This is a genomic window from Micromonospora sp. LOL_021 (genome assembly GCF_048060215.1).
Lineage (GTDB): Bacteria > Actinomycetota > Actinomycetes > Mycobacteriales > Micromonosporaceae > Micromonospora_E.
In genome coordinates this window covers 1-25,275 of sequence record NZ_JBHMIN010000057.1, presented here as the reverse complement: position 1 = coordinate 25,275, position 25,275 = coordinate 1, and the positions used below count along the sequence as shown (strand labels likewise).

Genomic DNA, 25,275 nt, shown 5'->3' with positions numbered 1-25,275 from the left:
AATCAAGATTGGCCGGACGGACGCCGGTGGCCATCATCTGCTGAAACAGGTTACTACCGGCCGGCATCGACTGGCCGCTATTCGGCGCGAATCGCTGATTGTGTAACGCCGGTCAGCGCTGCGGACTGTGTCGATCGAGGAGCGGTTGCTGTCGGCGTGGCGGCAGCGGCCGGAGTCTCGGCGCCAGACGGTGGATCCGTCCGTCGGTGCCGGCCGCCGTCCGAGCCCGGGGCCGCGATTCGGTCGGGGCGATCTGGCAACCGGTAGGACAGCATGGTTGCGCCGTCAACGACGACGACACCGACGAACGGCACACCAAGGTGCCGCATCAGCATCGAGGCTTGCTTGGCGTCGGCCGCGTCGGTGTCACCTCGCCGGACCACCAGCACGACGGCGTCGACCTTTCTGGCAAGCGTGGCCGCCGTGGTTCCGGTCAGGACCGGCGGTGCGTGTACCACCAGGTCGTCGTCCTTGCGACCGACAATCTCGTCGAGCTGCCCGTCGGCCGGCCACTGGCCCACCAGGTCCGCACCGACGACGGTCGGAACAGAGGCGATTGCCGGCTGACGGCCGAAGGTGCGTTCCATGAAGCTCAGTAGGATGCGGTCGGCAGCCGGCTGCGGGTCACCTTGACCGGTGCTCTCAGCTTCGACGAGAGTCACGTTGTCGCGGCCGCTGGCGATCCGAAGGGCCAGCAGGGCAGCCACCATGGCCTTCCCGTCGTCGTGTCGGGCGCTGGTGACCAAAATCCGCCGGCCAGGCAGCGAATCGACGAAGACGCTGAGGCCTGCGACCAGCGCGTCCGCCGCCACGGTCGCCGGACCGCGTCGCAGCATCCGGACATGTCGCGGCACGAAGCGTCGTGGCAGCCGCGGGAAGACCGCCAGCACCGGTAGACCCAGCTGGGCGTCCACCGCCTGAACATCGCGTAGCCGGTTGTCGAACCGGTTACGGGCGGTCGCCAGGCCGAGGCCGACGAGTAGGCCCGCTACCGCACCGAGCGCACTGTTCAGCGTGGGTTTCGGTAGGACCGGCCGAGCCGGCGCAGTGGCCCGGTCCAGTATCCGCGCATCGACCTGAACCTGCTCCGCGAGCGCGAAGTCAGCGAGCCGCCTGATCACCGCCGCCGCGGCTTCGTTTGCGATCCCGGCCGCCCGGTCGGCCGACCGGGCGGCCGCCGCTACGGTGACGATCTGCATGCCGGGCTCGAACTGTCCGGTCACCTGGCCGACGACCTCGTCCGCCGGTAACCGCAGGCTGTCGGCGGCCCTGATCGCGACCTCCCTCGTCTCGGCCATCCGGGCGATCGTCGGCGCCAGGCTCTGCGCGAGGGTGATCGACGCCGACTCCTGGCCGGCTACCTCCCCGTCGGCCTTGGCGCTGATCAGCAGCGAAGCCGACGCCTGATAGGTGGGCGGGGTCCACTGGGTGACCAACTGCGCGGCGAGCAGCCCGAGGCACAGTCCGAAGGCCGGAAGCCCGGCGAGCCGGGCGACGGCACGGACTGTCGACCGGCCACGGGACCATCGGGTCATGGTTTCGCCTCCAACTGCTGCGCTGCGGTGGTACGCGGCGTACGTTGCGGTTCCCTGCGGTGTCGGGGCAGGCTCGTCGCCGAGCGCCGGTCCCCGGCGTCGCGGAGCCCGTTCCACGCATCGCACATCGCGTCAGCGATGCTTGCCCAGCTGAACAGCCGGTTGACTCGGGCCAGTCCGTTGGCGGACAGCGTGGCGGCGAGCTCCGGATCGTCCCGGAGTCGGGAGAGGCAGTTGGCAAGACCGACCCAGTCGCCAGCGGTGAAGGTCAGGCCGGCATCGCCGATCACGTGTGGTATCTCGCCGACGTCGCTGCCGACCACCGGTGTGCCACAGGCCATCGCCTCGACAAGTACCCGACCGAACTGTTCGCGTAGCGGTATGCCCACCCACGGCAGGATGTTGCGCTGCACGATCTCGATGGAGGGCAGCGCCAGGGCATCCATCCGATTGAGGTGGCCGGGCAGGTCATGGTGATCTGCCCAGGAATGCAGCACGACTCGCCCTGGGCGGTGCTCGATCGCCTGCTCGACAAGGGGCCGGAGGGCTCCTGCGCCGATGAACGCCACGTCACAGTCGACCGACTCGGCCGCGCGCAGCAGATCGGCGATACCCTTGTGGTGTTCGAGCCGACCGACGAAACCAACGGTGAAGCGGCGGTTTACGTCCCCGGCCGGTTCTGGCCGGAACAGTTCCGGGTCGACGCCCAGCGGCACGACCGAAGCGCTTCCGGAGTATCCCTTCACTCGAAGGACGTAGAGCGCCGCCGGGGTGATCGGGAACATGTGATCGACCTGACGGTAGGAGTAGCGCTCGATGGTGGGAAAGGGTGCCGGGAACCTGATTACGATGTTCTGCGCGGCGTAGAGCGAGACCGGTACGCCCGGCCAGCGTCGCCGGCAGGAACGGATAACTTGCCAGGTCGACAGGTAGGCGGCCTCACCGATGATATGCACGACGTCCGGCGGGTTCTCCACAAATCGGCTAACGTCAGTCCGGAAGAGGACCGATGCCATGTGCCCGGTCCGGCCTTCCCCTAACAGGTGGGGGACGACGTGGTACCGGAAACTGGGGGATCTGCTGGACACCAGGTCGAGTTCGGTCCGGGTCAGCTCGGAAACATCGGCCGCGACAACCGTGACCGTGACATCAGGGCGATTCGCCAGGGCGGCGAACAATTCGATCCAGTGTTCCGTCCGTGCGCCGACGACGGTGACCATCACGTGCACTCTTTCCTCCACGACTTCTCCGGCCGGCTGGACAACGCGATCCGTGAAATCTCTGACCAGGCTCGAGCTCGGGCCGCTCCGGTACGAGGTTGGATGGGCAACCGCATCCCGGCGATTCCTATACCGAGCATCGCGCGCAGCAGCACCACGGCACGGAGAGCCGCGAGCGTCGCAGGTCGGTGGAGCGCGAAGAAGCGCAGCATGCTCCGGTACAGGTGCGGCCAGGTGCGGGCGGGGTCGGCACTGCTGCTGCCGCCGCCCACATGCATCGCCTCCGCAGAGGGCAGGTACAGGACTGCGACATCGTTGCGCCATGCCTGAAGGCAGAGCTCCTCGTCCTCGTAGTAGAGGAAGTAGCCCTCGTCGAGGCCGCCGATTCGCCGCAGCAGGTGGACGCGCACGGCCATGCACGCGCCGGAGATCCAGTCGACGGAGACCGGGCCGCCCGTCTCCCGGCACGCGTCGTACGTCGCCCGGCGGGTCCGCCCGGACACCAACCGGCGTAGCTGTACCGGTAGCAAACTGCCGCCGAACCGGGACGCGACGACCGTGGTCAACGATTCGAAGGGGTGCGCACTGATGGCTATCTGCCCGTCCGGGCGGCGTATGCGCGGCCCTACGATCCCGGCATGAGGATGGTCACGCAAGGCGGTGAGGAGGGCGTCTACCGTAGCGGAAGGGCATACGCAGTCCGGGTTTACCAGCAGTACGACATCGGTCCGGACGGTCGCGACTGCCTGGTTGACGGCAGTCGCGAAGCCGACGTTGACGATGTTCGTCTGCAGTGTCACCTCGGGAAACTCTGATCGTACGATCGCTACTGTGGAGTCGCTGGAGGAATTGTCCACCACGATGACCGGTAGTCGGCTTCTCGCCAGCTCCATCAGGGTGGCGCGAATATGATCTTGCGAGTTGTGCGTCACGATCACCGCGGTCGCGTTTGACTCGGTCATGTCCTCACCTCCTCGGGGACGGTCGGCTGGGGTGAATCGGTGGAACCCGTGATCATCGTCAGAGCTGGCAGCAGGCCGAGTTCCCAGTGGCCCGCCGTCGGTCCGGCGAATGCTGCTCCGACAAGGAATCCACAGGTGAGCGCGGCGAACCCGAACGCCATGCCGTTACTGTACAGAAATCCGTTCCGTATCGTGCGGTAAAGCGGCCATAGCACGACGATAAGGCCGAGGATTCCGATGTTCGCCAGCACGGTCACATAGAAGGCGTGGTAGACCGGGCCAACATCATCGCGAGTGAAGTCTGGCAGGTAGATGTCCCGCACCGACTGCCCCAGCCCGCCGCCGGTGAAAGGGCGCTCCGCGAAGGCATTCATTCCGACAGCGGACTCGGGGCCCCGGTAGCCCGACGACTCTTGCAGTTCAAGGGCCACCACGTCGACGTGGTTAGCAAGGTTCGACACCAGCGCCAAGAACGCGACACCGGCGACGGCGACGGCGACCGTCGCTGCCATGCCGCGACGTAAGGTGCGTCCGCCCCAGACCAGCATCACCACGAGAGCGACTGCTGCGGCCAACCACAGCGCCCGGTACATCGACATGGCGACATCCGCGAGGAGCAACCCGGCGAGCATGGCGAAGCCGGCCCGGCTCCAACCTTCGGCGAGCCCGGCCAGGACGATCAGCGGCGGTACGGCGAGTAGCGCGATCAGGCCACCGGTCTGGTTAGCTGTGGCCAGCGCCGTCAGTGTGAGCGCCACGGTCGGCACCAGGTAGAGAATGGCGGCTGCGCGCAGCCGTCTCAGGTCGCCCAGCGTCTGGGCCGCGATCCAGAAGTAGACCGGAATGACCGCGATCTGGTAGGCACCGACCAGGACGTCCCGGGGTGGATTGCCGAGTGAGAGGCCGTACACCGCCGCCAGCAGGACCAACAGCGTGAGGCCCAGCATCGGCAGGTCCGCAGTCGTACGGCGGATCTTCTCCACCCGGATCAGCACCCGGATCAGCAGTGCGAATCCCCCGGCACCGAGCACGGCCGCATGCATTGCGACGATCGTGGCGACGTCGCCGCCGCCGACGGCCACGCCAGCAATCGTGCCGCCGATGATGGCGACTGGGAGCACCGCCCACGGCCAGAGCACGAACGCCGCACAGCAGACAGCCGAGGCTGCCAGGACGGTGCCGAGGGTGCCGGGTGAGACGGCCAGCGCCCCGACGACGGTCGCGGCGAACACCATCGGCAGCGGCGCGGTCCACAAGCTGTACGCCAGTCTCATCGTGGCGGTCCGGCCAGATCTGTGAGCAGGGCACGCAGCTGGGCACCCCGTACCGCCCAGCTGTTGTCGGCCGCGACGGACCGGCGTAGCGACACCTCGGCTGGGCCGTCCGCCGTCCGCAACGCCTCTTCGACCGCCGCGCCGAACTGCTGCGGCCCCGCGGCCAGCCGGATCGGAGCGCCGATGCCACGCAGCGCCGGTAGCGGTGTGGCGACGACGGGTTTGCCCATCGCGAGATACTCGTAGCACTTCTTGGGGTGCACGTAGTCGATCAGCCCGCCGACCCGGTAAGGGATGATCGTCACGTCACAGCCGCGCAGGATCCCGGGGACGTCCGTGAAGGGAACCGGACCGGTGAGGACGATGTTGGGCAGCCTGGCGAGCGGAGTCCGGCCGCCCCGGGTCGTCGGACCGGCGAGTACGAAGGTCCACTCTGGGTGCTCCGTGGCCAGATGTGCCACCAGGTCGGCGTCGAACGCCCGAGTGTCGACCGCACCGACGTAGCCCAGCACCGGACGGGGCAGCCGGGCCAGCCACGAGGAGACCGGCCCGGCTGGATGGAACTTGTCCGGGTCACAGCCGTTCGGCAGTACCACCACCGACCGGTGCCCGGTGGGTAGCCGCGCGGGCAGCGCCGACGACGAGGCCAACACCACATCGGCGGCGGCCAGCGCATCGCGCAGCGCCTGCCGTAGGTGCCATCGGTTCCACCGCCGGGTGAACGTCCAGTCCAAATCCGTCGCGTCGTAGACGACAGCTAGCTCTCCCAAGCGCCCGGCGACCGTCGCGGCCAGGTCCTCGTCGATCCACAGCAACCGGTGGCCCGGCCGGTCGTCCAACCATCGACGGATGAGTGACGCGCCGCACCAGCGGTTGACCATGTTGGCCGGGGGCAGCTGCCGGCCGAGCGGTAGGAGGACGGGCACCTCGGCGCGCCACAGGTTGTGCTCGACCGGGGTGACCGACATCCGCCAACTCGGTAGCTGGCCAGGGGGATCCACGTAGAGCACCCGACGGTCGACCGCGATCTGCCGGGCCAACGCGTGCTGGCGGTGGGCTCCGCCGCGCCACGGCGTAGCGCTGAACATCACCACCCACCCGCTGCCGACGTCGGTGGGGCGTCGTGACACATCGGTGTCGCCGGTACGGTGCCGCCGCGGCCGTGGCGTCGCGGTGGACCGGGATGACCGGGACGACGAGCGGACCGGGTGACCAGGCCTAGACATGAGCTGGTTCCGCCACCGCCGGAAGGGACGACGACGAGACACTGCGTACTTCATCCTCGCCGAGGTATCCGATCACCGCGGTCGCGCGATCGTCGGTCAGGTACAGCACCCGGGCGCCGGCCTGCCGGTCCAGCCAGCGGCGTAGCCGGCCGGCGCCGACCCGCAGATTGACCCGATCGATCCAACGGACGTACTTGCCGAACGGCAGCACCGCCGGAAGGTCTGCGGACCAGACGGACTGGTCCTGCGTCTGGACCGTCAACCGCCAGCGTGGCCGTGCGGCGGGCTCCGCGCGCAGCAGCAGGACCCGCTTGTCCCCCAGCCGGCTCGCCTCCGTCACCAGGGCTGCGGTCGCCGTGCCTGACGGAGGGGAGCCGGCAGCTGCCACGGACCGCCCCGAGTCGACGATCACCCACCAGTCCCGGATGTCACCATCAGGCAGCGGGCCGACGTCGCCGCGTAGCGCCGCTCGTAGATCGCTCAGTCCCAGCGGCACGGGCCGGCCAAAGAGCCGTTTCACACTGTGATCGACGAGCGCCACCGCGCGGAAGACGGCCAGCTTGTACCGAGGTTCGGTCAGGGACAGATAGCCGACCAGGCTGCCGAGTAGATGGCGCTGCCGGACGGTCGGCCCGAGCCGACGGCACGAGGCGCCTCTACTGTGTGTCACCACCGCGTGTGGGATCATCCACAACTGGCGGCCGGCGTCGCGCAACGTTCGGGCGAGCACGGCGTCGTTCCAGTAGATCGGGAACCGTTCGTCGAAAATATGGTCCGTCGGCAGCACCTGTCTCCTCAGCAGCATGCAACTGCCGGAGGCCAGCAGCCGGGGTCGGCTGAAGTCCTCCCCGCGCATCTGGAATCTGTGCAGTGCCTGCCGGAAGACCGGGAGCTTGCGTAGCGCGGTGACCAGAGCGATCGTGGCAGTGAAACTCGGCAGATTGACATAGTGCTGCTGGAAGGTCCCGTCCGGGTTCAGGTACAGCGGGCTGACCCCGGCAGCCTCGGGGTGCTGTCGCAGATGCTCGACCATCGTGCTCAACGCGCCCGGGTGAAACCGGACATCGCTGTTGAGCAGCAGGATCAGCGCGCCTCGGGCCTGCCGGTAGGCCTGGTTGACGGCGGTGGCGAACCCGACGTTGTGCTCGTTGCGCAGCAGCCGTACCTGGGGATGATTGGCCAGTAGCTCGGCCGACCCGTCGCACGACCCGTTGTCGACGGCGACGATCTCGAGACTCAGGTCGCTGCGGACCCCGGTGGGCAGCGACTCCAGGCATGCCCGCGTCTCATCCCGGGTGTTCCAGCTCACCAGCAGGATCGACAGGTCCACGCTGCTCATCGGTCCTCCCTACGCGCGAAGACCCGCAGCAGGTCGCCGAGGGTCGGGTGGCTCACCCGCAGCGACCGACAGGCCGCGAAGTCGGCGACCACCAGGTTGCGGGCCTGCCGCAGGCGAGCCGGAGCCCGCCAGTAGAAGCGGGAGAAGACCGTGTCCTGACCGACCACCCGGAAGCCGGACTCGGCCAGCAGCCGGGCGAGCGAGTGCGGCGCGAAGTGCCAACGGTGGTAGTCGGGGGCGATCGCCGGCCATGCGCTACCGAGCCTGCGCGCGGCCGCCGAAGCGATGTTGGGCACCTCCAACGCCAGCCAGCCGTCCGGTCGCAGCGCAGCCCGGGCCGCCGCCAGGAACCGCTGCGGATCGGTCACGTGTTCGAGTACGTGGAAGGCGCAGACCGCCTCGACCGGTGCGCCTGGCGCATGATCTTCGAACCGGTCCGTGCGTACCGGCACACCCAGTTGCTCCCGGGCGAAGCTGGCGGCCGCCTCCGATACCTCGACGCCACGGGCGTCGATGCCGGCGTCGCGGGCGGCCCGCAGGAAGTAGCCACCGGCCGACCCCGCCTCCAGCAGGGTCGCCGGGCGAACCCGTGACCGCAGCCAGCGGAGCCGCCGGGCGGACTCGTACCGTCGTTGTCCGGCGGCCGCGAAGTAGTCCTGGTATCCGTCGGTCTCGTAGTAGGCGCGGTCGTACAACTGCTCGGGCGGCGGCAGGTCGCTGGCCGTCCAGACGAACTGGCAGGTGTCGCAGCGCCGGAGCAGCCCGTCCGTGACGGGTCGACCGCCCGAGCCGTCGCCGCACAGCAGGCAGCCGGTTGCGACCTTCTCCGCAGATCTCATCGATTCTCCTGTCACTCGCCGTCCGTCGCTTTCGCCACCAGACGGACCAGGTCGCCTTGTCGTGGATGGACCAGCCGCAGCGAGCGGGTCGCCGACCAGTCCGATGGCAGCAGCCGGTGGGCGTGCCGTAGCTGATACCGGAGCGGCATGTAGTAGCGGAACACCGTGGTGTCCTGCCGGAGCACCCGGAACCCGGCCATCGTCACCAGGTGCGCCAGTGAGTTGGGGGTGAAGTGCCAACGGTGGTACTCGGGCTGCAACCCGGGCCAGCGCTCGCCGAGCAGCCGGGCCGCAGCCGAGGCGATGTTGGGAACCTCGAGCACCAACGCGCCCCTGGGACGCAGCGCCGCCCGCGCGGCACGCAGGAACTGCCAGGGATCCCTGACGTGTTCGAGTACGTGGAAGGCGCAGACCGCGTCGACTCGGTCGGGCAGCGTCGCGGATTCGAAGCTACCCTGCTGAACCGGCAGATTGAGGCGGTCGCGGGCGTACCGGGTCGCCGCTGCGGAGACCTCGACGCCGTACACGTCGATGCCGCACTTTCGGGCAGCCTCCAGAAAGAACCCGCCCGCTGGTCCGACCTCGAGCAGGGACTTCGGCCGGACCGTGGAGTGCAGCCAGCGCAACCGCCGGCTGGCTTCGAACCGGCGCGGCCCCGGCAGGAAGTAGTCCTCGTAGCCGCCGCCTTCGAAGTACGTGTCGTCGTAGAGGTCCGGTGTCGGATCGGCCGCGCCGACCGTCCAGGCGAAGCCGCAGGCCAGACATTGCCGTAGCCGTCCTCCGAGGATGGCTTCGTCGACCGGTCCCGGACCGCAGACCAGGCAGGAGGCGCGACGGGGGCTCATCGGTTGCCAACTTCGTCGGTCAACGGTGCTCCGGTGCGAACGGCAATCTCCGCATCGACACATGGATGCACCTGGGCCGCCGTGCGGTCCGCCGGATCTGGTGCGCGACCGTCGATCGTGGGGCGGAACCATCGCACGCCGGCCACCAGGAACGTCGCGACCAGCAGCGTGATGCCGGTTCTGCAGCACACCGCGAGCGCAGCGCCCAGCCGTCCGTCGCCGTCCGGCAGGTGCGGCGACACGAGACCGCCGACGGCCGCCGCGACGACAGCGGCGGCGGCCGTCCAGCCGAGGATCCGTAGCACCGGCGTCAGCGGCCGAGCCGTGCTGCGGTGGAAGTACCACAGGAAATAGCCCGACGAGAGCAGGATCGCGGCCGCGGTGGCGAGCGGTACGCCGACCGGGCCGTACAACCAGATGAGGGGGACCGTCGTACCAAGGTTGAGCAGGACCGACAGCAGGACGTACCGCGTCTCGAGACCCGGGCGTCCCTCCGCCCGGGCCACGATCGTCGCCGCGCCGAGCACCAGGTTGACCGCGTACGCGGGAGCCAGTACCGCGAGGTTCGTCGCCGCCCAGGGCACCTGGGCGCCGATCCAGAGTCGGACCAGGGGGTCGGCGGCCACCACGACGGCGGCGGTGCACGGTGCGAGAAAAGCGGCGAGACGCCACGTCGTTCGCAGGTAGAACCGGTTGAGCCAGCCAGGGTCGGCCGCGCCCGCGACAGCGACCGGAAAGAGCGCGAGGAGCGCGAACCCCGGGGGGAGTCGGAGCAGGTTCAGCAGCCGGGCACCCAGGTCGAAGTGCCCTGCGGTGGCCGGGGTGAAGAAGCCACTCAGTACGAACCGATCGAGCTCCGTGTTGACCACACCCGAGGCGCTCGTGGCCTGCACCCGGAGGCCGTAGCCGCGGACGACGCGCAGATCCTCGCGGCGGATGTCGGGAACCCGCGGGGTGTAGGCCGGGCAGTACCGGTGGGCGGTCAGGATAGTCAGTCCGGTCCGCAGGCCGCTGGCCAGGGCGGTGACGGCGGCCAGGCCTACCAGCCCACCGCCGATTCGCAACAGACCGACCGTCAGCACACCGCCCACCAGCGCGGCTCCGGCACCGATCCAGGCCGCCGTGCCGTGCCGCTGGGTGCCCTCCAGAACCGCGCGCCACGGCAGTTCGACGCCGCCGAGGAACAGTGACAACAGCAACCACAACATCGCTCGACGTGCCTCACCGGCGAGCTCACCCAGCTGCAACAACCGGCCGACCCAGGGCCAGGAGACGGTCAGTAGGGCCGTTGCCAGTACGGCGAGGCACACCGCCCAGACCAGGCCAAGGGCCAGCGTGGCGCGTAGCCGCCGGGACGACGAGTCGCCGTCGTCCCGCGCGACTTCACGTACCATCGCCGAGCCGAGGCCCAGGTCGATGATGGCCAGGACGGCGACGACTGCGCAGAGCAGGACCCAGACACCGAACTCCTGGCTGCCGAGGTGCTGATACACCAGGGGCAGCGTCACCAGCCCGACTGCGGTGACGATCAGTCGACCGCCCAGCAGACTGGCGGTGTTGCGGGCCACCCGGCGGCCGGTCCGGGTCGACAGGCTAACCACGGGGGAATCCCCGGCAGAGTTCCACGATGGTGAGCAGGAGCAGTCCCAGGTCCAGGCGCAGTGACCGGCAGTGCAGGTACAGCAGGTCACACCGAAGTTTGTCCTCGGCCGTCGCCCCATAGCCGCCGGTCAGCTGCGCGATGCCGGTCAGCCCTGGTCGGCTGAGGTGACGCAGGTGGTAGTGCTGAAGCCGGCACAGCTCACCGACGAACTCGGGCCGTTCGGGCCGCGGACCCACCAGGCTCATCTCACCCCGGAGGACGTTCCACAACTGCGGAAGCTCGTCGAGGCGGGTACGCCGGAGCAAACGGCCAAGTCTGGTGATCCGGTCGTCGTCGGCAGCGGCCAACGTCGGCCCTGTGGCAGACTCCGCGTCGACGTGCATCGTTCGGAACTTGACCAGTCGGAAGAGCCGGCCACCGGCCCCTACCCTGGTCTGCACGTACAGTGGGGGGCCGGTCACGGCCACCGCCGCGCCGGCGAGTAGCAGCAGGGGAACGAGCAGCGGCGCCGCGAGCAAGATCAAGATGAGGTCGAGCCCTCTCTTCGCCCACATGTCTGCGGTCGTCAATGGACCGGAACGCAGTTGGAACCAGGGCAGCCCGCCGTACCGCCGCAGGCGAGCCGGCCGGAGAAGTCCGTACACCGGTCGGGCGAGCACGAGGATCGGCACCCGGTGGGCGCGACAGGCGGCGATCAGCCGTACATCGGCGGCGTCCAGGGATTGCTTCAGCAGCAGCAGCTTTGGCTGGTATTGAGCGAGTACGGCTGGCAGTGCCTCCAGGTCTACCGGCCCACGCAGCCGGAGCGCGACATCGAATTCCTGGTCGAGCCGGTCCGCCGGGCTCTCGGGTCCGTCGTGCTCGAGGACCAGGACCCGTCCGCCCCGGCCGCCGGCCGGTCTGTCGGAGTGCCGGCGGCCAGCTCTACCGTTCGGCGTCCGAGACGCGATACGCCGATCGGTGCCAGGCAGGACGGAAGCCGGCGCCGACGCGTCCCCGTGACTCGGCATGCGTGTACTCCAAACCAGCTCTGGGCCGTTAACTCCTCAAATCGGATGGAAGCACTATATATCTCACTCGACTGCCTAGAGGCCGCGTATAGCTAGAAAAGGCTTGAGTCATTCCTTGCGGGCAGCGCTGTTCCTGCATGATGGGCAGGTGCCCCGGCCCAGTCGTCAGATCTTCGCCGTCTCCGGCATCCTGCATCCGCCGGTGGGTGAACCGGTTCCGCGACGCAGCGCACTGCTCGACCACGCGATCTCGTTGACCGGTGTGCCGGTGGCGAAGGTCTGCCTGGTGCCGACCGCCACCGGTGACCAGCCTGAGGTGATCGAGTCCTTCTACGCGGCCGTCAGGGACGCCGAGCAGGTGATCCCGTCCCACCTGCAGCTGTTTCCTCGGCCGAACGTCGACGACGTCGGGGCGTTCCTGCGCGATCAGCAGCTGATCTGGGTGACCGGCGGAAGCGTCGTGAATCTGCTCGCCGTGTGGCGGGCGCACCGGGTCGACGCCATCCTCCGCGAGTGCTGGGCGGCCGGCGTGGTGCTGGGCGGGGGCAGCGCCGGCAGCATCTGCTGGCACACCGGCGGGGTGACGGACTCGTTCTCCGAGCGGCTCGACCCGGTCACCGAGACGTTGGGGTTGTTGCCGTACAGCAACGGCGTGCACCACGACCTGGCGGACCAGCCGCGTCGGAGGCGGTACCTGGAGTGCGTCGCGGCAGGCGACCTGCCGGCCGGGTACGCCACCGACGACGGCGTCGGCCTGCACTACGTCGGTACCGAGCTGGTTGAGGCGGTCAGCAGCCTGCCCGGTGCCGGGGCGTACCGGGTAGAGCCGGGCGAACGGCACGGGACAGTGGTGGAGCGGTCGATCCCGACCCGCCCGATCGGCGCCGGCCAGCGGAGGTGATCCGCTAGGCCGCGACCCGGCGGTTCTCGTGCAGCCCGGCGCGGAGTTCGTCGTCGCTCATCACCAGGTAGACGAGGCCGCAGTCGGCCGGACCGGTGGCACCGGGCAGGCACAGCGTGCAGGGCTCGCCCGGCCGGATCGGGCATTTCGCCTCGGGGCGTCGGTGGTGCACTCGCGCTGTCATACCTGTACTGTCCCGCGCCGACCCGGGCCGGCGGCAGGGCCGGACGGCACCCGGTAGGCCGGACCTCAGGCCCGGGACCGGACGTCCACCGTAGGTGCCCGGCCGTACTACTGTGCCGACGGCGACGCGCGGCGAAAGAGGCGGGCGGCATGGGATTCGGGGCGAGCTGGTCGCTGCGCGACCACGACGGCGTGCTGCTGGCCGATTTGGCGGTGACCGACGGTGACTTCCCCTGGTTGTACGCCACCCTCCGGCCGATCGAGGCGTTCGCGCCGCTGCGGCCGATCTTCGACGCGGAGCTGCGGGCGATGCGGGTTGTCGAGGACGGTCCGGACGACGGCGCCTGGGAACGGGCGTACCAGCAGGTGCGGGCGGCGGTCGTGCTGATCGACCCGGACGGGGTGGCGGTGCCGGAGTTCCTGCTGCACGTCGAGGGCGACGAGGCCTGGTGGCGGTGGAGCGACGAACCGTTCGACGAGGACGGCGGGGACGGCGACGGCGACGAGCCTGTCTCCGGGAACCAGACGGGCGACCGGTGATCCGCCGACGGGCCGGTGCACTGCTGCTGACCGCGGTGCTGCTCGCCGGCTGTGCCGGTCAGTTGCCGCAACCGGGTTCGCAGCCACCGGACAACGATCCGGCACCCGGCCCGGCGAGCGGGCCGGCGCGGTCCTGGTCTGGCGCAACAAAGTGGACGACGTACGGGTGCCGCCGACGCACGGCACCTTCCTGTCCGTGGCGCCGGCTGCGGGCGTACCTGCGCAGGTGCTGGAGCTCGACGGCGGCCTCGACATCGGCACCACCGGCCGGGTCGCGGTCAGTCCGTGGGCCCCGGCCGGCTGATCACCGCCCGCAGGTCAGCGCGGCCACCGATCATTTGAGCGACTGCTCAAAACTCGTGCCAACCTCTCAGTTGAGCATTCGCTCAAACCAGGGAGGTCTGGCGTGCTGTACATCGAGACGCTGATCCAGGCCCCGGTCGACCAGGTGTGGCGGTACACCCAGGACCCGGCCCGGCACGCCCGGTGTGACCTGCGTTTCACCCGGATCGAGCCGTACGGGTCGCAGGGGCGGTTCCGCTACACCACCCGGCTGCTGCCCGGCCTGACCGTCGCCGGCACCGGACAGTCCACCGGCGAGCGCCGCCGGCCGGACGGCTCCACGACCTCCGCGTTGCGGTTCACCTGCGACCACAAGCTGTCGCTGATCCGTGCCGGCCACGGCTTCTGGCGCTACCAGCCGACCCCCAACGGCGTCCGGTTCTGGACCGGCTACGACTACACGCTCGGTTGGGGTCGTCTCGGCCCGCCTGCCGACCGGATCCTCCGTCCCGCCTTCGGCTGGGCCACCGCCTGGTCGACCGGCTGCACCCGCGACTGCGGCAACGCTTCGGGATCACTGGCCCGCGCCGTCGCCGCCGGCTTCATCGGTCTGGAGCTCTACGAAGGGGTCGACCGGTCCGGTGCCGACGACGCGTTGGCCGCGTTGGAACAGTTGGCGATGCTGGTCGACGTCGTCGACGACCTGGGACCGGTCGCCCGCCGGGCGTTGCCGGGCCGGCTCGCCCGCCGCAACCGGGGTCGGGTCCCGCCGGGCAGCCGGAGCTGACGGGCGGCGGCGTCCCGCCGGTCGGGCCGCGGCCGGCCGGCAGCAGGTCGACGTCCAGCCGGTCGGGTCACAGCGGACCCAGCACGGTGCCCGGGTCCGCGTCCAGCGCCAGCGTCTCCAGCACCGTCAGCAGTTGGCGTTCCTCGTACCTGAAGTGGGACTCCATGATCGCGGCTAGGCCTTCCAGGTGCCGGTCCAGCTCGTCGGGCGGCGCGGCCCGCGCCACGGCGGCCTGCAGCCCGCCCAACAGGTACGCGATCATCGAGTGGTCCTGCCGCAGGTTGCGTAGCGTGTCGTGCAGCTCGGGATGCTGCGCGGCGATGGCCGGGAACAGTCGACCGTCCTCGCCCTCATGGTGAGCGGTCAGGGCGGCGCAGAACCCGTGACAGAACAGCAGCAGGTCCCGGGTCGCCGGCTGGCCGGCGGCCAACGCCTCCCGGGTGACGGTCAGCGCCTCGCGGAGCCGGTTGTGTACGCCGCGCAGTTCGCGGCTCCAGGCCACCAGCCTGGCTTCGTCGCCCTCACCCACGGGTGAAGGGCGAAGGGACGACGGTCGTCAACGTCGTGTTTCCTTCGGTCCGGCGCCTCCATGCCTGACACGGTCTGCCACCGGCACGCGACGCTGCGGCGAGGTTATCAGATGTCGCCCCGGACCGACCGGCCTGTCCGGACCGGCCAGCCTTGTGGACAGAGGACTGTGACCAGGTTGTCGCCGTATTTACGATGGCAAACTTGGTGGGCGGTGATAAGGTTACTGTACGGCGACTCACGGGGAGACAGATCATGATTAACCTTGAGCCACGTGCATTCATAGCCCGGTGCATTCATAGCCCGATGACCCGGCCCGGCGATTCGACGCTGTTTCGCTTGGCGGTCTACGGCCGTGCCGGCCAGATCGCGCTGTCGTAGCCTCGGTCAGCGGTAACTGACCTATCGGTGGCCGGAAGCCGGCTACGAGGAATCAGCGGTTCGTCGCGTTTCGCGATGTTCCTGGTGTCCGCGCCCGCCGCCGGCCCAGCCGGTCCGCGGTGCAGTCCATCTGTGTGCAGACCCCGGCCAGCGTCACACCCTGGTCGGAACCCGACCGCCTGGCGTCGGTTGCCGGCACCTGCCGGGCCGATGCCGGGTCACCGTTGTCGACCACTACCTGTCCCGTCTGATCGGCGCGATTCCCAACCCCGTCCGGAGAGTCGCAGCTGATCGCTGTCTGCCAATGGCAGTTCCGCCGGATTCTGCCTGTCGACGTCAGCGGAGGTGATGCGTGATGGAGACCGACTGACCCGTTTCGACCGTTCCGATCCTGCGTCACGGCTGAAGTGCCGGAAACCACTGGATGCCGTACGCGAGATACAGTTCCGGATCGTCGAATTCCGTGTAGACCTCGCCGACCGCGTCCGGCTGCAGCAGTTCGCTGCCGGGCTGCGGTGTGTCCAGTAACCGAACGGGCTCCCCGGTCACTCGCCGCACCCACTTGGGCAACCGGTCCGGGTCGAATCTCACTCGCAGCTCGAACCGTCGGCACCGTCGGGTGGCCGTCAGCACGTAGTGCGGTGAGGCGATCTGGCTCGGCCCCAGCCGGGTGACCACACTGAAGTCGCACGATTCACCGGCGGCGAGTGGCCGGGGCAGGCCCACGACCAACTGTGACCGCTGCGGCAGCGGTCGTTCGTGCCTGATCAGCCGCCCGCCCCAGTGCACGTCTGCCCGGATGTCGAGCCCGTCGCTGCCGGGCGGGCAGGGCAGCGACATGCCGAGCATGATCTCGTCGACGCCGTCCCGGTCGGCGACGATTCGCCGTTCCTCGTACGCCTCCATCGTCGGGGTGTCCAGCCGGACCAGCACCCGCAGCCCGGCGACGTGCCAGCCGGCGCCGACCGGGCTGGAGCTGCGTCGGCCCAGTTCCTGGCCGATCGCCTCGGCCAGCAGCACTTCCGCTTCATTGATCCGGCGCAGCGCGGTCCGGTCCTCGCGACCCAGCCGTCGGGCCAGCCAGGCGACCCGGCCACGGAAGTGCGCGTCCTGCGCCTGCGGGTGCAGCCCCAGCGCGACCCTTGCCGCCAACGCCATGTCGTCCGGCAGGCGTCGGACCTGGCTGTTCAGCTCGGCTATCACCCGCTCGCGCAACTCGGCGGGCGCGTCGTCGCGGTTCGTCGCACTGTTGCCGCAGAGCGTACGCAGGTGGTCACCGAGCCGACCGGACAGATCGGGTGCCGACACGCCGCGACCGGCCCGCAGGGTGCGGAGCTCCGACTTGACCTCCACAGCGGACACGGATGTCACCGTCCTTCCTGGGCGAGTCACCTTGTCCTCGCCGTGACATCAGCACCAGATTCTGTCACGCGATGCGACTTTTGCGGACGTTCACGGTGGCCGAGACTGGTCACAGCGAGATCCGACGTGGTCCGCTCCTGCGCGGAAGGGCGTGAGCCACCGTGCCTCCGTGTCCCGATCTGTGGGTGCCGGGACCGGTTCACGTGGTCAGAGCGTGGACAACGGGGATGGCTCCGGTACCCGCAGCGGGGGGACGGTTCCCGGTGCCCCGCAGCGGGATGGTTCGGCACCTGCCCGCCGGGCGGTCATTCACCGCCGGGCGGCTCACCGTCGGCCGGGTCGAACAGGGGCGACGGAGGCCCGGCCGCAGCCACGGGGCCGGGCCGGTGACTGGGCGGTGCCAACGGCCGCTCCGGCTGCCGGCTGAACAACCGTACGCCCGGTCGCGCCGTGGCCGTTCGGACGGTGACCGGCAGGGTGACCATTCGCACCGGCTCGGGCGGGGCGGTGAAGCCACGGCTGCCCCATCGGACCCAGATCGCCACCCGGCCAGCAGCGGCCTCGGCGAGCAGTTTCTTCACCGTACGGTGCCGGTCGGTGTGGTCCACCTCGATCACCAGCGGCGGCGCGCCGGGTCGGGCACAGGCCACGTCGACGACCGAGTGCCGGCCGTGCATCGGCGGCGGCAGCGGCAGTACGCTGGCCGCCCGCCGGTACACCCGCCAGCCCTGCCCGGCACCCCACCGCACCACGGCGTCGATGATCGTCCTGGTGACCTGTTCGGTGCCGAGATCGGTGAAGGTCAGCATGGCCAACTGATCGCCCAGTCCGGCGGCCACTCGCGCCGCGTCGGCGCCGTCAATCACAGCGGCAGCCAGGCGAGTACGTCCCGGATCTTGGCATCCCAGTAGCTCCACAGATGACCGCCGGGTCCGAAGTCGACGGTGAGCGGGACGCCCCGGGCCGCGCAGGCGTCGCGGAACCGGACACTGTCCGGGTACAGCACGTCCTCGGTGCCACAGCACAACCAGAGCTGCGGCAACGCCGCCGGGTCGGCCCGGGCGAGCACCGCGAGCAGGTCGTCGTCGCTGCCGGCGATGTCCTGCTCGCCGAAGACCCGCCGCATCAGCGGGTCGGTGGCGGACACCGACGGCCCGTGCTGGCGGGCGGCCACGTCGAGTACACCGGACAGGCTGGCCGCCGCCGCGAACCGTTGCGGCTGGCGCAGTGCCCAGCGCAACGCCCCGTACCCGCCCATCGACAGGCCCGCGACGAAGGTGTCCTCCCGCCGTCGGGAGACCCGGAAGAACGAGTCGACCACGGCCGGCAGTTCGGTGGACAGGAAGGTCCAGAACGGTGCTCCGTGCACCTCGTCGGCGTACATGCTGCGGTGCACCTGGGGCATCACCACGGCCAGCCCACGCTCCTCGGCGTACCGCTCGATGGAGCTGTACCGGGTCCAGGCGGTGGCGTCGTCGGTGAGCCCGTGCAGCAGATAGAGCACCGGGGGATCGGCGTCGCCGGCCCGCGCCGGAGCGCCGATCCGGGTACTGGTGTGCTGGGGTAGCAGGACGGTCATCGAGGTGGCCTGCTCCAGTACGTCGGAGTAGAAGTCGACCCGCAGGTGTGCCATCCGCCCAGTGTGCCGGTTCGCCGGACGGCGGCCTCCCGTCGGGTCAGTCGTTCCCGGCGCTGCGCCCTCCCCGACGAACCTGGCCCGGCGGTACCCCGTACGCCCGTTTGAAGGCCCGGCAGAACGCCGCCTCCGACTGGTAGCCGAACCGGCGGGCGACCACCGGCAGCGGGTCGGCGCAGTGCTGCAGATGGTCGTGGGCCAGCTGCAGCCGCCAGGTCGCCAGGTAGCGGATCACCGGTTCGCCGACCAGCTCGGTGAACCGGGCGGCGAACGCAGACCGGGACATGCCGGCCTGCTGAGCCAGGGTGCCGACCGTCCAGTCCCGGTCCGGCTCGCGGTGCAGCGCGGTCAGCGCCCGGCCGATCTGGTCGTCGCGTAGCGCGGCCAGCCAACCCTGGCGTGCCTCCGGAGCGGCGTCCAACCAGGACCGGATGGCCTGGATCACCAGTACGTCGGCCAGCCGGGTCAGCATCGTCTCACCGCCCGGCTGCAGTGCCTGGGCCTCCCGGGCGACCAGCCGCAACGTGCTGTGCAGCCACCCCGACTCGTCGTCGTCGAACCGGTCGAGATGCAGCACCGGCGGCAGCTGGGCGATCAACCGCCGGGCGGCGACGTGGTCTGGGCGCAGCACCGCGTACGTCACCTGGGTGAGCTCGCCGCCGCCCCCGTGCCGCATGATCTCGTAGCGGTCGCTGAGCTGCTGCACCGGGATGTCGAACAACGGCCGCGCCGACGCGTCCGGGGCGCTGCGGAACCGGTGCGGGACACCGTCCGGGATCAGCGTCAGACTGCCCGGCCCGATCAGGTACGGCTCGGCGTCGCCCACCTCCAGCCAGCACCGGCCGGCGGTGACCACCTGCAACGTCATGCAGCCCGGCAGGGCCGGCACGTCGATGCCCCACGGGGCGGTCAACTCGGCCCGGCAGTAGAGGGTGCCGGTCAGCCGGAACATGTGCAGGGTCTCGCCGAGCGGGTCGCTCATCGCCGGGATCGCGCAACTGGGTGTCGTCCACACCCTGCCCAGCTTCCCGGATGGTTTGCCGAACGTCCACAGATCTGGACGATGAGCAAAGAAGTCAGGAATCAGAATCATTGTTCCGCCGACGTCCTCCCGGCAGGCTGGTCGACAAGGCGAAACCTGCCCGAGTCGGACCAGATTCATCGACCCGGGCGGTGGCCAGCAGCGGGCGGTGGAAGCCGGTCCGCGACACCTCAGACCGAACGGGAGTTCCCACGCCATGTCACGACCGTCAGTGCTCGTCACCGGGGCGACCGGCAAGACCGGTCGGCGCATCGCCGACCAGCTCACCACGCTCGGCCACCCGGTGGTCCGGGCCAGCCGCCAGGGCGAGCAGCCGTTCCACTGGGCGGAGCCGGCCAGCTGGCCCGCCGCGCTGCACGGGGTGGACGCCGCATACCTGTCGTACTACCCGGACCTCGCCGCACCCGAAGCGCCCACCGTGGTCGAGAAGTTCACCGCCGCCGCCCGCGACGCCGGTGTCCGCAAATTGGTCCTGCTCTCCGGCCGGGGCGAGACCAACGCCGGCCGCTGTGAGGCGATCGTCGCCGATTCCGGGCTGACCTACGGCATCGTGCGGGCCAGCTGGTTCAACCAGAACTTCACCGAAGGACACCTGCTCGGCCCGGTCCTGGCCGGGACGGTGGCCCTGCCCGCCGGCGAGGTGGCCGAGCCGTTCGTGGACGTCGACGACGTCGCCGACGTCGCGGTGGCGGTGCTCACCGACCGCCGGCACGACGGCCGGACGTACGACGTCACCGGGCCGCGTCTGCTCACCTTCGCGCAGGCGGCGGCGGAGATCGCCGCGGCCAGCGGCCAGGCTGTCAGCTACCTGCCGGTCACCGCCGAGCAGTTCCATCTCGCCCTGGTGTCGCAGGTCGGGCCGGACTACGCGCGGCTGCTCACTGACCTGTGTGTCGAGGTGTTCGACGGGCGTAACGCGTCGCTCGGTGACGGCGTCGAGCGGGCGCTGGGCCGCGCGCCGCGGGACTTCGCCGCCTTCTGCCGGCAGGCAGCCGCCGCCGGGGCGTGGCAACAGTGACCACCGTCGCCGGCCCAGTGCCGGACGCGCCCCACCGCCGCAGCGGCACCCACAGCCGCAGTCAGCAGGTCATTCTCGTCGTCGCCGGCCTGGTCGTGGTCGGTATCGGGGGCGCGGTCCTGACCGCACCGGACGCCTTCCACGCCGGCAACGGCATCGACTTCGCCGGCAACAGCAGTCTGCTCAGCGAGACCCGGGCGGCCGGCGGGGCGCTGCTGGCCACCGGGATCCTGGTCACCCTCGGGGCGTTCGTCCGCCGGCTGACCTTCGCCGCGGCACTGATCGGCGCGACCGTCTATCTGGCGTACGGACTGTCCCGGCTGCTTAGCATCGCTCTGGACGGGATGCCGGCCACCGGTCTGGTCGCCGCCGCTGTCGCCGAGTTGGTCCTCGGCACGGCCTGCGGATACGTCGTGCACCGGACCCCACCCGGTCCGCCGCCGACGGTCAACCGTCGCTGAGTCGCGCGCCCGGTCACCGTAACCGGGCGCGCCATGCGTCGAAGTCGTCGGCGAGCGCGTGGTCACCGGACGCCCGGCAGCTGTCGGTGGCCACCTCGAGCAGCCGCTGCCAGACCGGTAGGTACGCCGCCGGGTCCGGCGGTGGCCGGCCAGGGACGGCCCGGTACGCGCTGGCGAGCAACGCGTGCGCGGCCAGCGCCAGCCGCCGTCCGTCGGCGTACACCGACGCCGTGCGCAGCACATCGACGGCGGTCGTAGCCAGCTGCACTGCCGCCTGCAACGGCAGCCCGGACAGCCAGCGCATCGAGGTGGTCCAGAGCGACGCCGGATCGCTGCGCGACGTCGCCGTCCCCAGCGGCGTCGCCTGCCCGGCTCCGGCGGGGTGCCGCTGCAGCACCGCTGTCAGCGTCGGCTGGGCCGCCCGGTCCAGCCAGTCGTCCGCCGGCACCCACAGCAGGCCTCGGTTCCGTACGGTCGGCAGCACCAGCTGCGCCAGGCTGCGGCCCATCTCCGGTGGAAACGGCACCGGTCCGCCGGCCATCGAGAGCAGCCCGTCGACCACTTGCAACTCGGCCTCCAGCGCCTGCCGCGCCTGGCCTGGCGGCAGGCCGGCGGCGATTACCGCCGGCCGGAAAGAAGCTCTCGACGACGCGGCCGGCGACGAAGTTCAGCAGCGCCGACACCACCGCTGCGCTGGGTACGTACCCACTGTCGACGGTGCCGTCCGACCCGTCCCCGCCCGCGTCGCTCTCGTCGGCCGGGTCGGCGTGGCCGTAGTAGCCCAGTGCCGCATTGGCTGCGGCGATCGCGAGCTGCGGGTCACCGTCCGGTGCCAGCGTCGCGGCGTCGGGCGCGGCGCCGACCAGCCCGGCGTACGTGCGTACCGCGTCGTCCAGCGCCGCCACCGCCGCCGCCGGGTCCCGGTCGGCGAGGTGCAGCGCGCCGAGCCGGTAGTACAGCCCACCCAGCCCGGCCCGCCGGGACACATCGTCCGGCGCGTCGTTGACCAGCTCGCCAACCAGGTCGACGGCCTGCCGCTGGCTGCGGACCGCCGTCGACCAGTCGCCCCGTCGGCTGTGGTCGGCCGACTCGCTGACCAGCTCGTCGATGCGTGACTCGGCCGGCCGGTCCGGGACCACCGTCCCGGTCACTGCCCACCGCGTAGATCGTCGGGGACCACGTCGACCAGGCTGATCTGTTCGAAGGTGGCGGTGCAGCGGTCACCGGTGGGTGACTGGGCGAGGAAGCCGACCCGGGTCGGCGCGTCGGCGGCGCCGGTCAGCCGGAACAGCCGGGCGAACTGCCAGGACAAGCCGTCGAGCGCGTAGTGGAACGCGTACGCCGACCCTTTGCGTAGCACCCGGAGATGGACGGTGGACACCTCGACGGTGACCGCGTTGGCGTCGTCGGAGGTGCCGTTGGTCACCACGGTCACCACCATCGGCCGGCGCTGCGGTGAATACTCGAAGCACAGCTTCGCCCAGTGTTCCTCGTCGATGCGCAGGCACAGCACGCCGGCGTCGAACGCGGCCGTGAAGTCGACCGTGACCCGGGCGGAGAGCGCGAACTCGCCGTCCGGGCAGTCGAACAGTAGCGCCGGGGCGTTGTGGGTGCGGTACTCGCCGACCGGGTCGACGAACCAGTCGGTGCGGGCGCCGGCGGTGAGCGAAAGGGTTTGCCGGCCGGCGTGATGATCCGTCGCCGCCGGCGGGTGCTGCCAGGCGAGCGGCGGCAGCCCGGCGATCGCGGGTGGCGGAGGGGCCTGCGGGGTCATCCTGCCTCCAGCGGGGCACTCGGTCTCGTCGGACGCGGGACATCGACCTGGTTGGAACTGCAATGCTGCCACGGCCGGGTATCCCGCCGTTGGCCCGGCCCGCCGGCTCCGCCGCCCGGCCGGCCTGACCCTCGACTGGCCTCGACGCGCGGTCGGCCTTGACCCTCGACCTGGTCGAGGCCGCAGAGTCCATGGACGTGGAGAGCGACATGCACAGCATCGGCGAGACGGCCCGCGCCAGCGGACTCACCGTCAGCGCGCTGCGGTTCTACGACGCCGCCGGCGTGCTGGTGCCGGCCGCGGTGGACCCGCACACCGGCTACCGGTGGTACGCCACGGACCAACTGCGCGCCGCCCGGCTGCTGGCCGGGCTGCGCCGGGTCGGTCTGCCGCTGGCCGAGATCACCGAGGCGGTCCGGGCGTTGCCCGACGTCACGGTGGCCCGCCGGCTGCTCGACGTACACCTGCTGCGCCTGGTCGACGGGCTCGCCGATGCCCGCCGGAAGCTCTCCCGCGTCCACGCCCTGCTCGATGCCGAGGAGAACCTGACCACCATGACCACTACCACGACCCGGGTCACCGTCGACGCCGCCGACCTGGCCGGCGCGCTGGACGCCGTACGGTTCGCCGTCGGCACCGACCCCGAGATTCCCGCCCTGGCCGGGGTGCACGTCGAGGTCTCCGCCGATGCCGCACGGTTCGCCGCGACCGACCGGTTTCGGTTGGCGTACGCCGAACTCGCGCCGACGGCGGTCGACGGGCCGGCGGTGTCGGTCCTGCTGCCCGGTGCCTTCGTCGACGGCGTCCGTAGCCAGCTGGACCGCAATCCGCAGGTGGAGCTGACCCTCGGCCCGGACCGGGCGGAAGCAGTGGCACCCGGCTGGCGGATCGCTGTCGAGCCGTTGACCGTCGACTTTCCCGACTACCGGGCGCTACTGCCGGCCCGGGGCACCGGGGGTCGGCAGGAACTCGCCGTCGACGCGGCCGCGCTACGCCGGGCGCTGGAGCCGGGCTGGGCCCCGGCGGTGGTACGCGAACACTTCGGCGTCGCCCACCCGGTCGCGGTGCTGGCGGCGACCGACGACGGCACCGTCGAATGCGTCGATGAGGCCGCCTGGCACGCCTCGCCGGATCGGTATGTCGCGGTGAACCGGGAGTTCCTGCTGCAGGCGGTGGCCGCCGTCGGCGGCGGCCAGCTGGTGCTGGACCTGGACGGGCCGATCCGGCCACTGGCCGTGCGGCTGCCCGGCGACGACCGGAGCTGTTCGCTGCTGATGCCGATCCGGCACTGACGTCGGCGCGGTCCGCCCCGGGGCGCCCCGGGGCGGACCGCGCCGCGGGCGACCGGGGGTGGGCAGACGCGTCGTAGAGTGGTCGGATGAGTGGCGAGGTCGTGCCGTCGCGGCGGGAACTGCGGATGTCCGATGCGGACCGGGAAGCGGTCGTCGCCCGGTTGAACGCGGCCGTCGCCGAGGGCCGACTGACGCTCGCCGAGTTCTCCGACCGGGTGGACGCGGTGTTGCGGGCGCGGACCTTCGGCGACGTGGAACCCTTCGTCGCCGATTTGCCCGCGGTCGACCCGGTCGCCTCGGTCACCGCCGCCGATGTGGTCGAGCTGCGCAGCCAGGCGGGGCAGTTGCGGCGTACCGGTCGATGGAGTGTGCCGCGGCGGCTCGTGGTTCTCGCGAAGGCGGGTTCGGTGCTGCTGGACATGCGACATGCCGTCTTCGGCCACCGGATAGTGGAGATCGAGCTCTTCACCCAGGCCGGGTCGGCGACCATCGTGCTGCCGCGCGGAGCGACCGCGAACATCGACGGGGTGACCACGTCGGCGGGCTCGGCACGGGTGAAGGTGCCGGCGGTGCCGGAGCCGGGCGCGACGGCCCCACACGTTGTCATCACCGGCAGCACCGCCGCCGGCACCTTGTCGGTGCGGTACGAGTACCGGTTCTGGCGGTGGCGTTGGTAGCTGGCGGGTCCGCCGCCGAGCTCCCGCCTGCATCGTAGATGGACGATGTTATCGATAACAGCAGTGGCTCGTCGGGTGCTCACCGTCCAGCACTGGGCTGGTGAAACGTTGCCGCCGCCCGAGCGAAACGTCAGCCGGGTGACCGTCACTGCCTCGGCGGCACGAAACACGCCTGTTACCTCTTGACGACCGTGGTGTTATCGTTCACAGTCGATGGAACACCTGTTGGGGCGCGACCGGGAGTGAGTCGGCTGCCGCTGCCCCGACCGGGTGCCAGCTCTGCCAACCGGGCTGGTGGGGCCGCATGTTAACGCTCACTGGCTAGGCCTACAGTGGCCAGCGGGCCGGGTGGTGCCGCCAGGTGTGCGGCCGACTGCCTGGCCCGCGGTGACGGAGGAAGACGTGGCAGTAACAGCCCAGGCCGGTCGGACCACCGACCGGAAATGGACCCGTCGCATCGCGGCGGCGACCGCAGCGGTCCTGGTCGGCGGCGGCCTCGTCGCGCTGACGACGACCGCGGCATCGGCAGCGACGGTCGACACCAGCGCGTGGTACGTG

General features: G+C 70.5%; 27 protein-coding genes. 9 read left to right on the top strand and 18 right to left on the bottom strand.

What is annotated here, in order from left to right:
• Positions 1 to 77: 77 nt before the first annotated feature.
• The 10 genes from ACFHWT_RS26890 to ACFHWT_RS26845 all read right to left on the bottom strand — a co-directional run bounded on the left by ACFHWT_RS26890 (position 78) and on the right by ACFHWT_RS26845 (position 11,853).
• Positions 78 to 1,535: a hypothetical protein gene (locus ACFHWT_RS26890; protein WP_416597476.1), complete on the bottom strand. Its 1,458-nt coding sequence runs from the start codon at positions 1,533 to 1,535 to the stop codon at positions 78 to 80.
• Complete coding sequence (locus ACFHWT_RS26885; RefSeq protein WP_416597484.1) at positions 1,532 to 2,755, bottom strand: glycosyltransferase family 4 protein; 1,224 nt, start codon at positions 2,753 to 2,755, stop codon at positions 1,532 to 1,534. Before ACFHWT_RS26885 ends, ACFHWT_RS26890 begins: the two co-directional genes overlap by 4 nt.
• On the bottom strand, positions 2,755 to 3,717 hold the full coding sequence (locus tag ACFHWT_RS26880) for a glycosyltransferase family 2 protein (protein ID WP_416597475.1): 963 nt from the start codon (positions 3,715 to 3,717) through the stop codon (positions 2,755 to 2,757). Before ACFHWT_RS26880 ends, ACFHWT_RS26885 begins: the two co-directional genes overlap by 1 nt.
• A complete protein-coding gene (locus ACFHWT_RS26875) occupies positions 3,714 to 4,973 on the bottom strand; it encodes an O-antigen ligase family protein (protein WP_416597474.1) in 1,260 nt (419 codons plus the stop codon). The genes ACFHWT_RS26880 and ACFHWT_RS26875 overlap by 4 nt, the downstream gene beginning before the upstream one ends.
• A 14-nt stretch (positions 4,974 to 4,987) precedes the next feature.
• On the bottom strand, positions 4,988 to 6,079 hold the full coding sequence (locus ACFHWT_RS26870) for a glycosyltransferase (RefSeq protein WP_416597473.1): 1,092 nt from the start codon (positions 6,077 to 6,079) through the stop codon (positions 4,988 to 4,990).
• A gap of 130 nt (positions 6,080 to 6,209) precedes the next feature.
• Positions 6,210 to 7,556: a glycosyltransferase family 2 protein gene (locus ACFHWT_RS26865; protein WP_416597472.1), complete on the bottom strand. Its 1,347-nt coding sequence runs from the start codon at positions 7,554 to 7,556 to the stop codon at positions 6,210 to 6,212.
• Positions 7,553 to 8,395 (bottom strand): class I SAM-dependent methyltransferase, encoded by an 843-nt coding sequence (locus tag ACFHWT_RS26860; RefSeq protein WP_416597471.1) that lies wholly within the window; start codon positions 8,393 to 8,395, stop codon positions 7,553 to 7,555. The genes ACFHWT_RS26865 and ACFHWT_RS26860 overlap by 4 nt, the downstream gene beginning before the upstream one ends.
• 11 nt (positions 8,396 to 8,406) lie before the next feature.
• A complete protein-coding gene (locus ACFHWT_RS26855) occupies positions 8,407 to 9,240 on the bottom strand; it encodes a class I SAM-dependent methyltransferase (RefSeq protein ID WP_416597470.1) in 834 nt (277 codons plus the stop codon).
• Entirely contained in the window at positions 9,237 to 10,841 is a 1,605-nt protein-coding gene (locus ACFHWT_RS26850; protein ID WP_416597469.1) for a lipopolysaccharide biosynthesis protein, read from the bottom strand. Before ACFHWT_RS26850 ends, ACFHWT_RS26855 begins: the two co-directional genes overlap by 4 nt.
• On the bottom strand, positions 10,834 to 11,853 hold the full coding sequence (locus tag ACFHWT_RS26845; RefSeq protein ID WP_416597468.1) for a sugar transferase: 1,020 nt from the start codon (positions 11,851 to 11,853) through the stop codon (positions 10,834 to 10,836). Before ACFHWT_RS26845 ends, ACFHWT_RS26850 begins: the two co-directional genes overlap by 8 nt.
• Positions 11,854 to 12,001: 148 nt before the next feature.
• Here ACFHWT_RS26845 and ACFHWT_RS26840 point away from each other — a divergent pair, with 148 nt between their 5' ends.
• Positions 12,002 to 12,754, top strand: coding sequence for a Type 1 glutamine amidotransferase-like domain-containing protein (locus ACFHWT_RS26840; RefSeq protein ID WP_416597467.1), 753 nt, complete (start codon positions 12,002 to 12,004; stop codon positions 12,752 to 12,754).
• 4 nt (positions 12,755 to 12,758) lie between these two features.
• On the opposite strand, the gene ACFHWT_RS26835 is transcribed toward ACFHWT_RS26840, so the two are convergent.
• Complete coding sequence (locus tag ACFHWT_RS26835; protein ID WP_278171340.1) at positions 12,759 to 12,938, bottom strand: DUF6767 domain-containing protein; 180 nt, start codon at positions 12,936 to 12,938, stop codon at positions 12,759 to 12,761.
• A 149-nt stretch (positions 12,939 to 13,087) separates the two neighbouring features.
• Between ACFHWT_RS26835 and ACFHWT_RS26830 the strand changes: the two genes are divergently transcribed.
• The 3 genes from ACFHWT_RS26830 (at position 13,088) to ACFHWT_RS26820 (ending at position 14,546) form a co-directional block, all read left to right on the top strand.
• The gene (locus ACFHWT_RS26830) at positions 13,088 to 13,477 is read left to right on the top strand and encodes a hypothetical protein (RefSeq protein WP_416597466.1); all 390 of its coding nucleotides are present in this window, start codon (positions 13,088 to 13,090) and stop codon (positions 13,475 to 13,477) included.
• A 151-nt stretch (positions 13,478 to 13,628) separates the two neighbouring features.
• A complete protein-coding gene (locus tag ACFHWT_RS26825) occupies positions 13,629 to 13,781 on the top strand; it encodes a hypothetical protein (protein ID WP_416597465.1) in 153 nt (50 codons plus the stop codon).
• A 102-nt stretch (positions 13,782 to 13,883) separates the two neighbouring features.
• The gene (locus tag ACFHWT_RS26820; RefSeq protein WP_416597464.1) at positions 13,884 to 14,546 is read left to right on the top strand and encodes an SRPBCC family protein; all 663 of its coding nucleotides are present in this window, start codon (positions 13,884 to 13,886) and stop codon (positions 14,544 to 14,546) included.
• Between the two features lie 67 nt (positions 14,547 to 14,613).
• Here the strand turns inward: ACFHWT_RS26820 and ACFHWT_RS26815 are convergent, their stop codons facing one another.
• From ACFHWT_RS26815 to ACFHWT_RS26795, 5 genes are all read right to left on the bottom strand, one after another.
• Positions 14,614 to 15,075 carry a hemerythrin domain-containing protein gene (locus ACFHWT_RS26815; protein WP_416597463.1) on the bottom strand — a complete coding sequence of 154 codons (462 nt, stop codon included), beginning with the start codon at positions 15,073 to 15,075 and terminating at the stop codon, positions 14,614 to 14,616.
• Between the two features lie 776 nt (positions 15,076 to 15,851).
• Positions 15,852 to 16,817 carry a hypothetical protein gene (locus ACFHWT_RS26810; RefSeq protein ID WP_416597462.1) on the bottom strand — a complete coding sequence of 322 codons (966 nt, stop codon included), beginning with the start codon at positions 16,815 to 16,817 and terminating at the stop codon, positions 15,852 to 15,854.
• Between the two features lie 305 nt (positions 16,818 to 17,122).
• Positions 17,123 to 17,683: a hypothetical protein gene (locus tag ACFHWT_RS26805; protein ID WP_416597461.1), complete on the bottom strand. Its 561-nt coding sequence runs from the start codon at positions 17,681 to 17,683 to the stop codon at positions 17,123 to 17,125.
• Positions 17,680 to 18,450, bottom strand: coding sequence for an alpha/beta hydrolase (locus tag ACFHWT_RS26800; RefSeq protein WP_416597460.1), 771 nt, complete (start codon positions 18,448 to 18,450; stop codon positions 17,680 to 17,682). Before ACFHWT_RS26800 ends, ACFHWT_RS26805 begins: the two co-directional genes overlap by 4 nt.
• Before the next feature lie 43 nt (positions 18,451 to 18,493).
• The gene (locus tag ACFHWT_RS26795; protein ID WP_416597459.1) at positions 18,494 to 19,435 is read right to left on the bottom strand and encodes an AraC family transcriptional regulator; all 942 of its coding nucleotides are present in this window, start codon (positions 19,433 to 19,435) and stop codon (positions 18,494 to 18,496) included.
• 256 nt (positions 19,436 to 19,691) lie between these two features.
• Here ACFHWT_RS26795 and ACFHWT_RS26790 point away from each other — a divergent pair, with 256 nt between their 5' ends.
• The gene (locus ACFHWT_RS26790) at positions 19,692 to 20,513 is read left to right on the top strand and encodes an NAD(P)H-binding protein (RefSeq protein ID WP_416597458.1); all 822 of its coding nucleotides are present in this window, start codon (positions 19,692 to 19,694) and stop codon (positions 20,511 to 20,513) included.
• The gene (locus ACFHWT_RS26785) at positions 20,510 to 20,974 is read left to right on the top strand and encodes a DUF4345 domain-containing protein (RefSeq protein WP_416597457.1); all 465 of its coding nucleotides are present in this window, start codon (positions 20,510 to 20,512) and stop codon (positions 20,972 to 20,974) included. The genes ACFHWT_RS26790 and ACFHWT_RS26785 overlap by 4 nt, the downstream gene beginning before the upstream one ends.
• 13 nt (positions 20,975 to 20,987) lie before the next feature.
• On the opposite strand, the gene ACFHWT_RS26780 is transcribed toward ACFHWT_RS26785, so the two are convergent.
• Complete coding sequence (locus ACFHWT_RS26780; RefSeq protein ID WP_416597456.1) at positions 20,988 to 21,542, bottom strand: hypothetical protein; 555 nt, start codon at positions 21,540 to 21,542, stop codon at positions 20,988 to 20,990.
• 199 nt (positions 21,543 to 21,741) lie between these two features.
• On the opposite strand from ACFHWT_RS26780, the gene ACFHWT_RS26775 reads away from it, so the two are divergent.
• Positions 21,742 to 22,089, top strand: a complete 348-nt coding sequence (locus ACFHWT_RS26775) for a hypothetical protein (RefSeq protein ID WP_416597455.1) — start codon at positions 21,742 to 21,744, stop codon at positions 22,087 to 22,089.
• Between the two features lie 32 nt (positions 22,090 to 22,121).
• Here the strand turns inward: ACFHWT_RS26775 and ACFHWT_RS26770 are convergent, their stop codons facing one another.
• Positions 22,122 to 22,748, bottom strand: coding sequence for a DUF1349 domain-containing protein (locus tag ACFHWT_RS26770; RefSeq protein ID WP_416597454.1), 627 nt, complete (start codon positions 22,746 to 22,748; stop codon positions 22,122 to 22,124).
• A gap of 209 nt (positions 22,749 to 22,957) precedes the next feature.
• Between ACFHWT_RS26770 and ACFHWT_RS26765 the strand changes: the two genes are divergently transcribed.
• Both ACFHWT_RS26765 and ACFHWT_RS26760 read left to right on the top strand, forming a co-directional pair.
• Positions 22,958 to 24,040 carry a MerR family transcriptional regulator gene (locus tag ACFHWT_RS26765; RefSeq protein WP_416597483.1) on the top strand — a complete coding sequence of 361 codons (1,083 nt, stop codon included), beginning with the start codon at positions 22,958 to 22,960 and terminating at the stop codon, positions 24,038 to 24,040.
• Positions 24,041 to 24,126: 86 nt separating this feature from the next.
• On the top strand, positions 24,127 to 24,717 hold the full coding sequence (locus ACFHWT_RS26760) for a DUF1707 SHOCT-like domain-containing protein (RefSeq protein ID WP_416597453.1): 591 nt from the start codon (positions 24,127 to 24,129) through the stop codon (positions 24,715 to 24,717).
• Positions 24,718 to 25,275 lie beyond the last annotated feature (558 nt).

Coding starts and splice junctions, on each gene's coding strand:
- ACFHWT_RS26865 (WP_416597472.1), bottom strand. CDS start 7,556: ATGAGCAGCGTGGACCTGTCGATCCTGCTGGTGAGCTGGAACACCCGG.
- ACFHWT_RS26860 (WP_416597471.1), bottom strand. CDS start 8,395: ATGAGATCTGCGGAGAAGGTCGCAACCGGCTGCCTGCTGTGCGGCGAC.
- ACFHWT_RS26795 (WP_416597459.1), bottom strand. CDS start 19,435: ATGAGCGACCCGCTCGGCGAGACCCTGCACATGTTCCGGCTGACCGGC.
- ACFHWT_RS26870 (WP_416597473.1), bottom strand. CDS start 6,079: ATGTTCAGCGCTACGCCGTGGCGCGGCGGAGCCCACCGCCAGCACGCG.
- ACFHWT_RS26765 (WP_416597483.1), top strand. CDS start 22,958: ATGCACAGCATCGGCGAGACGGCCCGCGCCAGCGGACTCACCGTCAGC.
- ACFHWT_RS26835 (WP_278171340.1), bottom strand. CDS start 12,938: ATGACAGCGCGAGTGCACCACCGACGCCCCGAGGCGAAATGCCCGATC.
- ACFHWT_RS26790 (WP_416597458.1), top strand. CDS start 19,692: ATGTCACGACCGTCAGTGCTCGTCACCGGGGCGACCGGCAAGACCGGT.
- ACFHWT_RS26830 (WP_416597466.1), top strand. CDS start 13,088: ATGGGATTCGGGGCGAGCTGGTCGCTGCGCGACCACGACGGCGTGCTG.
- ACFHWT_RS26855 (WP_416597470.1), bottom strand. CDS start 9,240: ATGAGCCCCCGTCGCGCCTCCTGCCTGGTCTGCGGTCCGGGACCGGTC.
- ACFHWT_RS26845 (WP_416597468.1), bottom strand. CDS start 11,853: ATGCCGAGTCACGGGGACGCGTCGGCGCCGGCTTCCGTCCTGCCTGGC.
- ACFHWT_RS26880 (WP_416597475.1), bottom strand. CDS start 3,717: ATGACCGAGTCAAACGCGACCGCGGTGATCGTGACGCACAACTCGCAA.
- ACFHWT_RS26770 (WP_416597454.1), bottom strand. CDS start 22,748: ATGACCCCGCAGGCCCCTCCGCCACCCGCGATCGCCGGGCTGCCGCCG.
- ACFHWT_RS26890 (WP_416597476.1), bottom strand. CDS start 1,535: ATGACCCGATGGTCCCGTGGCCGGTCGACAGTCCGTGCCGTCGCCCGG.
- ACFHWT_RS26760 (WP_416597453.1), top strand. CDS start 24,127: ATGAGTGGCGAGGTCGTGCCGTCGCGGCGGGAACTGCGGATGTCCGAT.
- ACFHWT_RS26885 (WP_416597484.1), bottom strand. CDS start 2,755: ATGGTCACCGTCGTCGGCGCACGGACGGAACACTGGATCGAATTGTTC.
- ACFHWT_RS26800 (WP_416597460.1), bottom strand. CDS start 18,450: ATGGCACACCTGCGGGTCGACTTCTACTCCGACGTACTGGAGCAGGCC.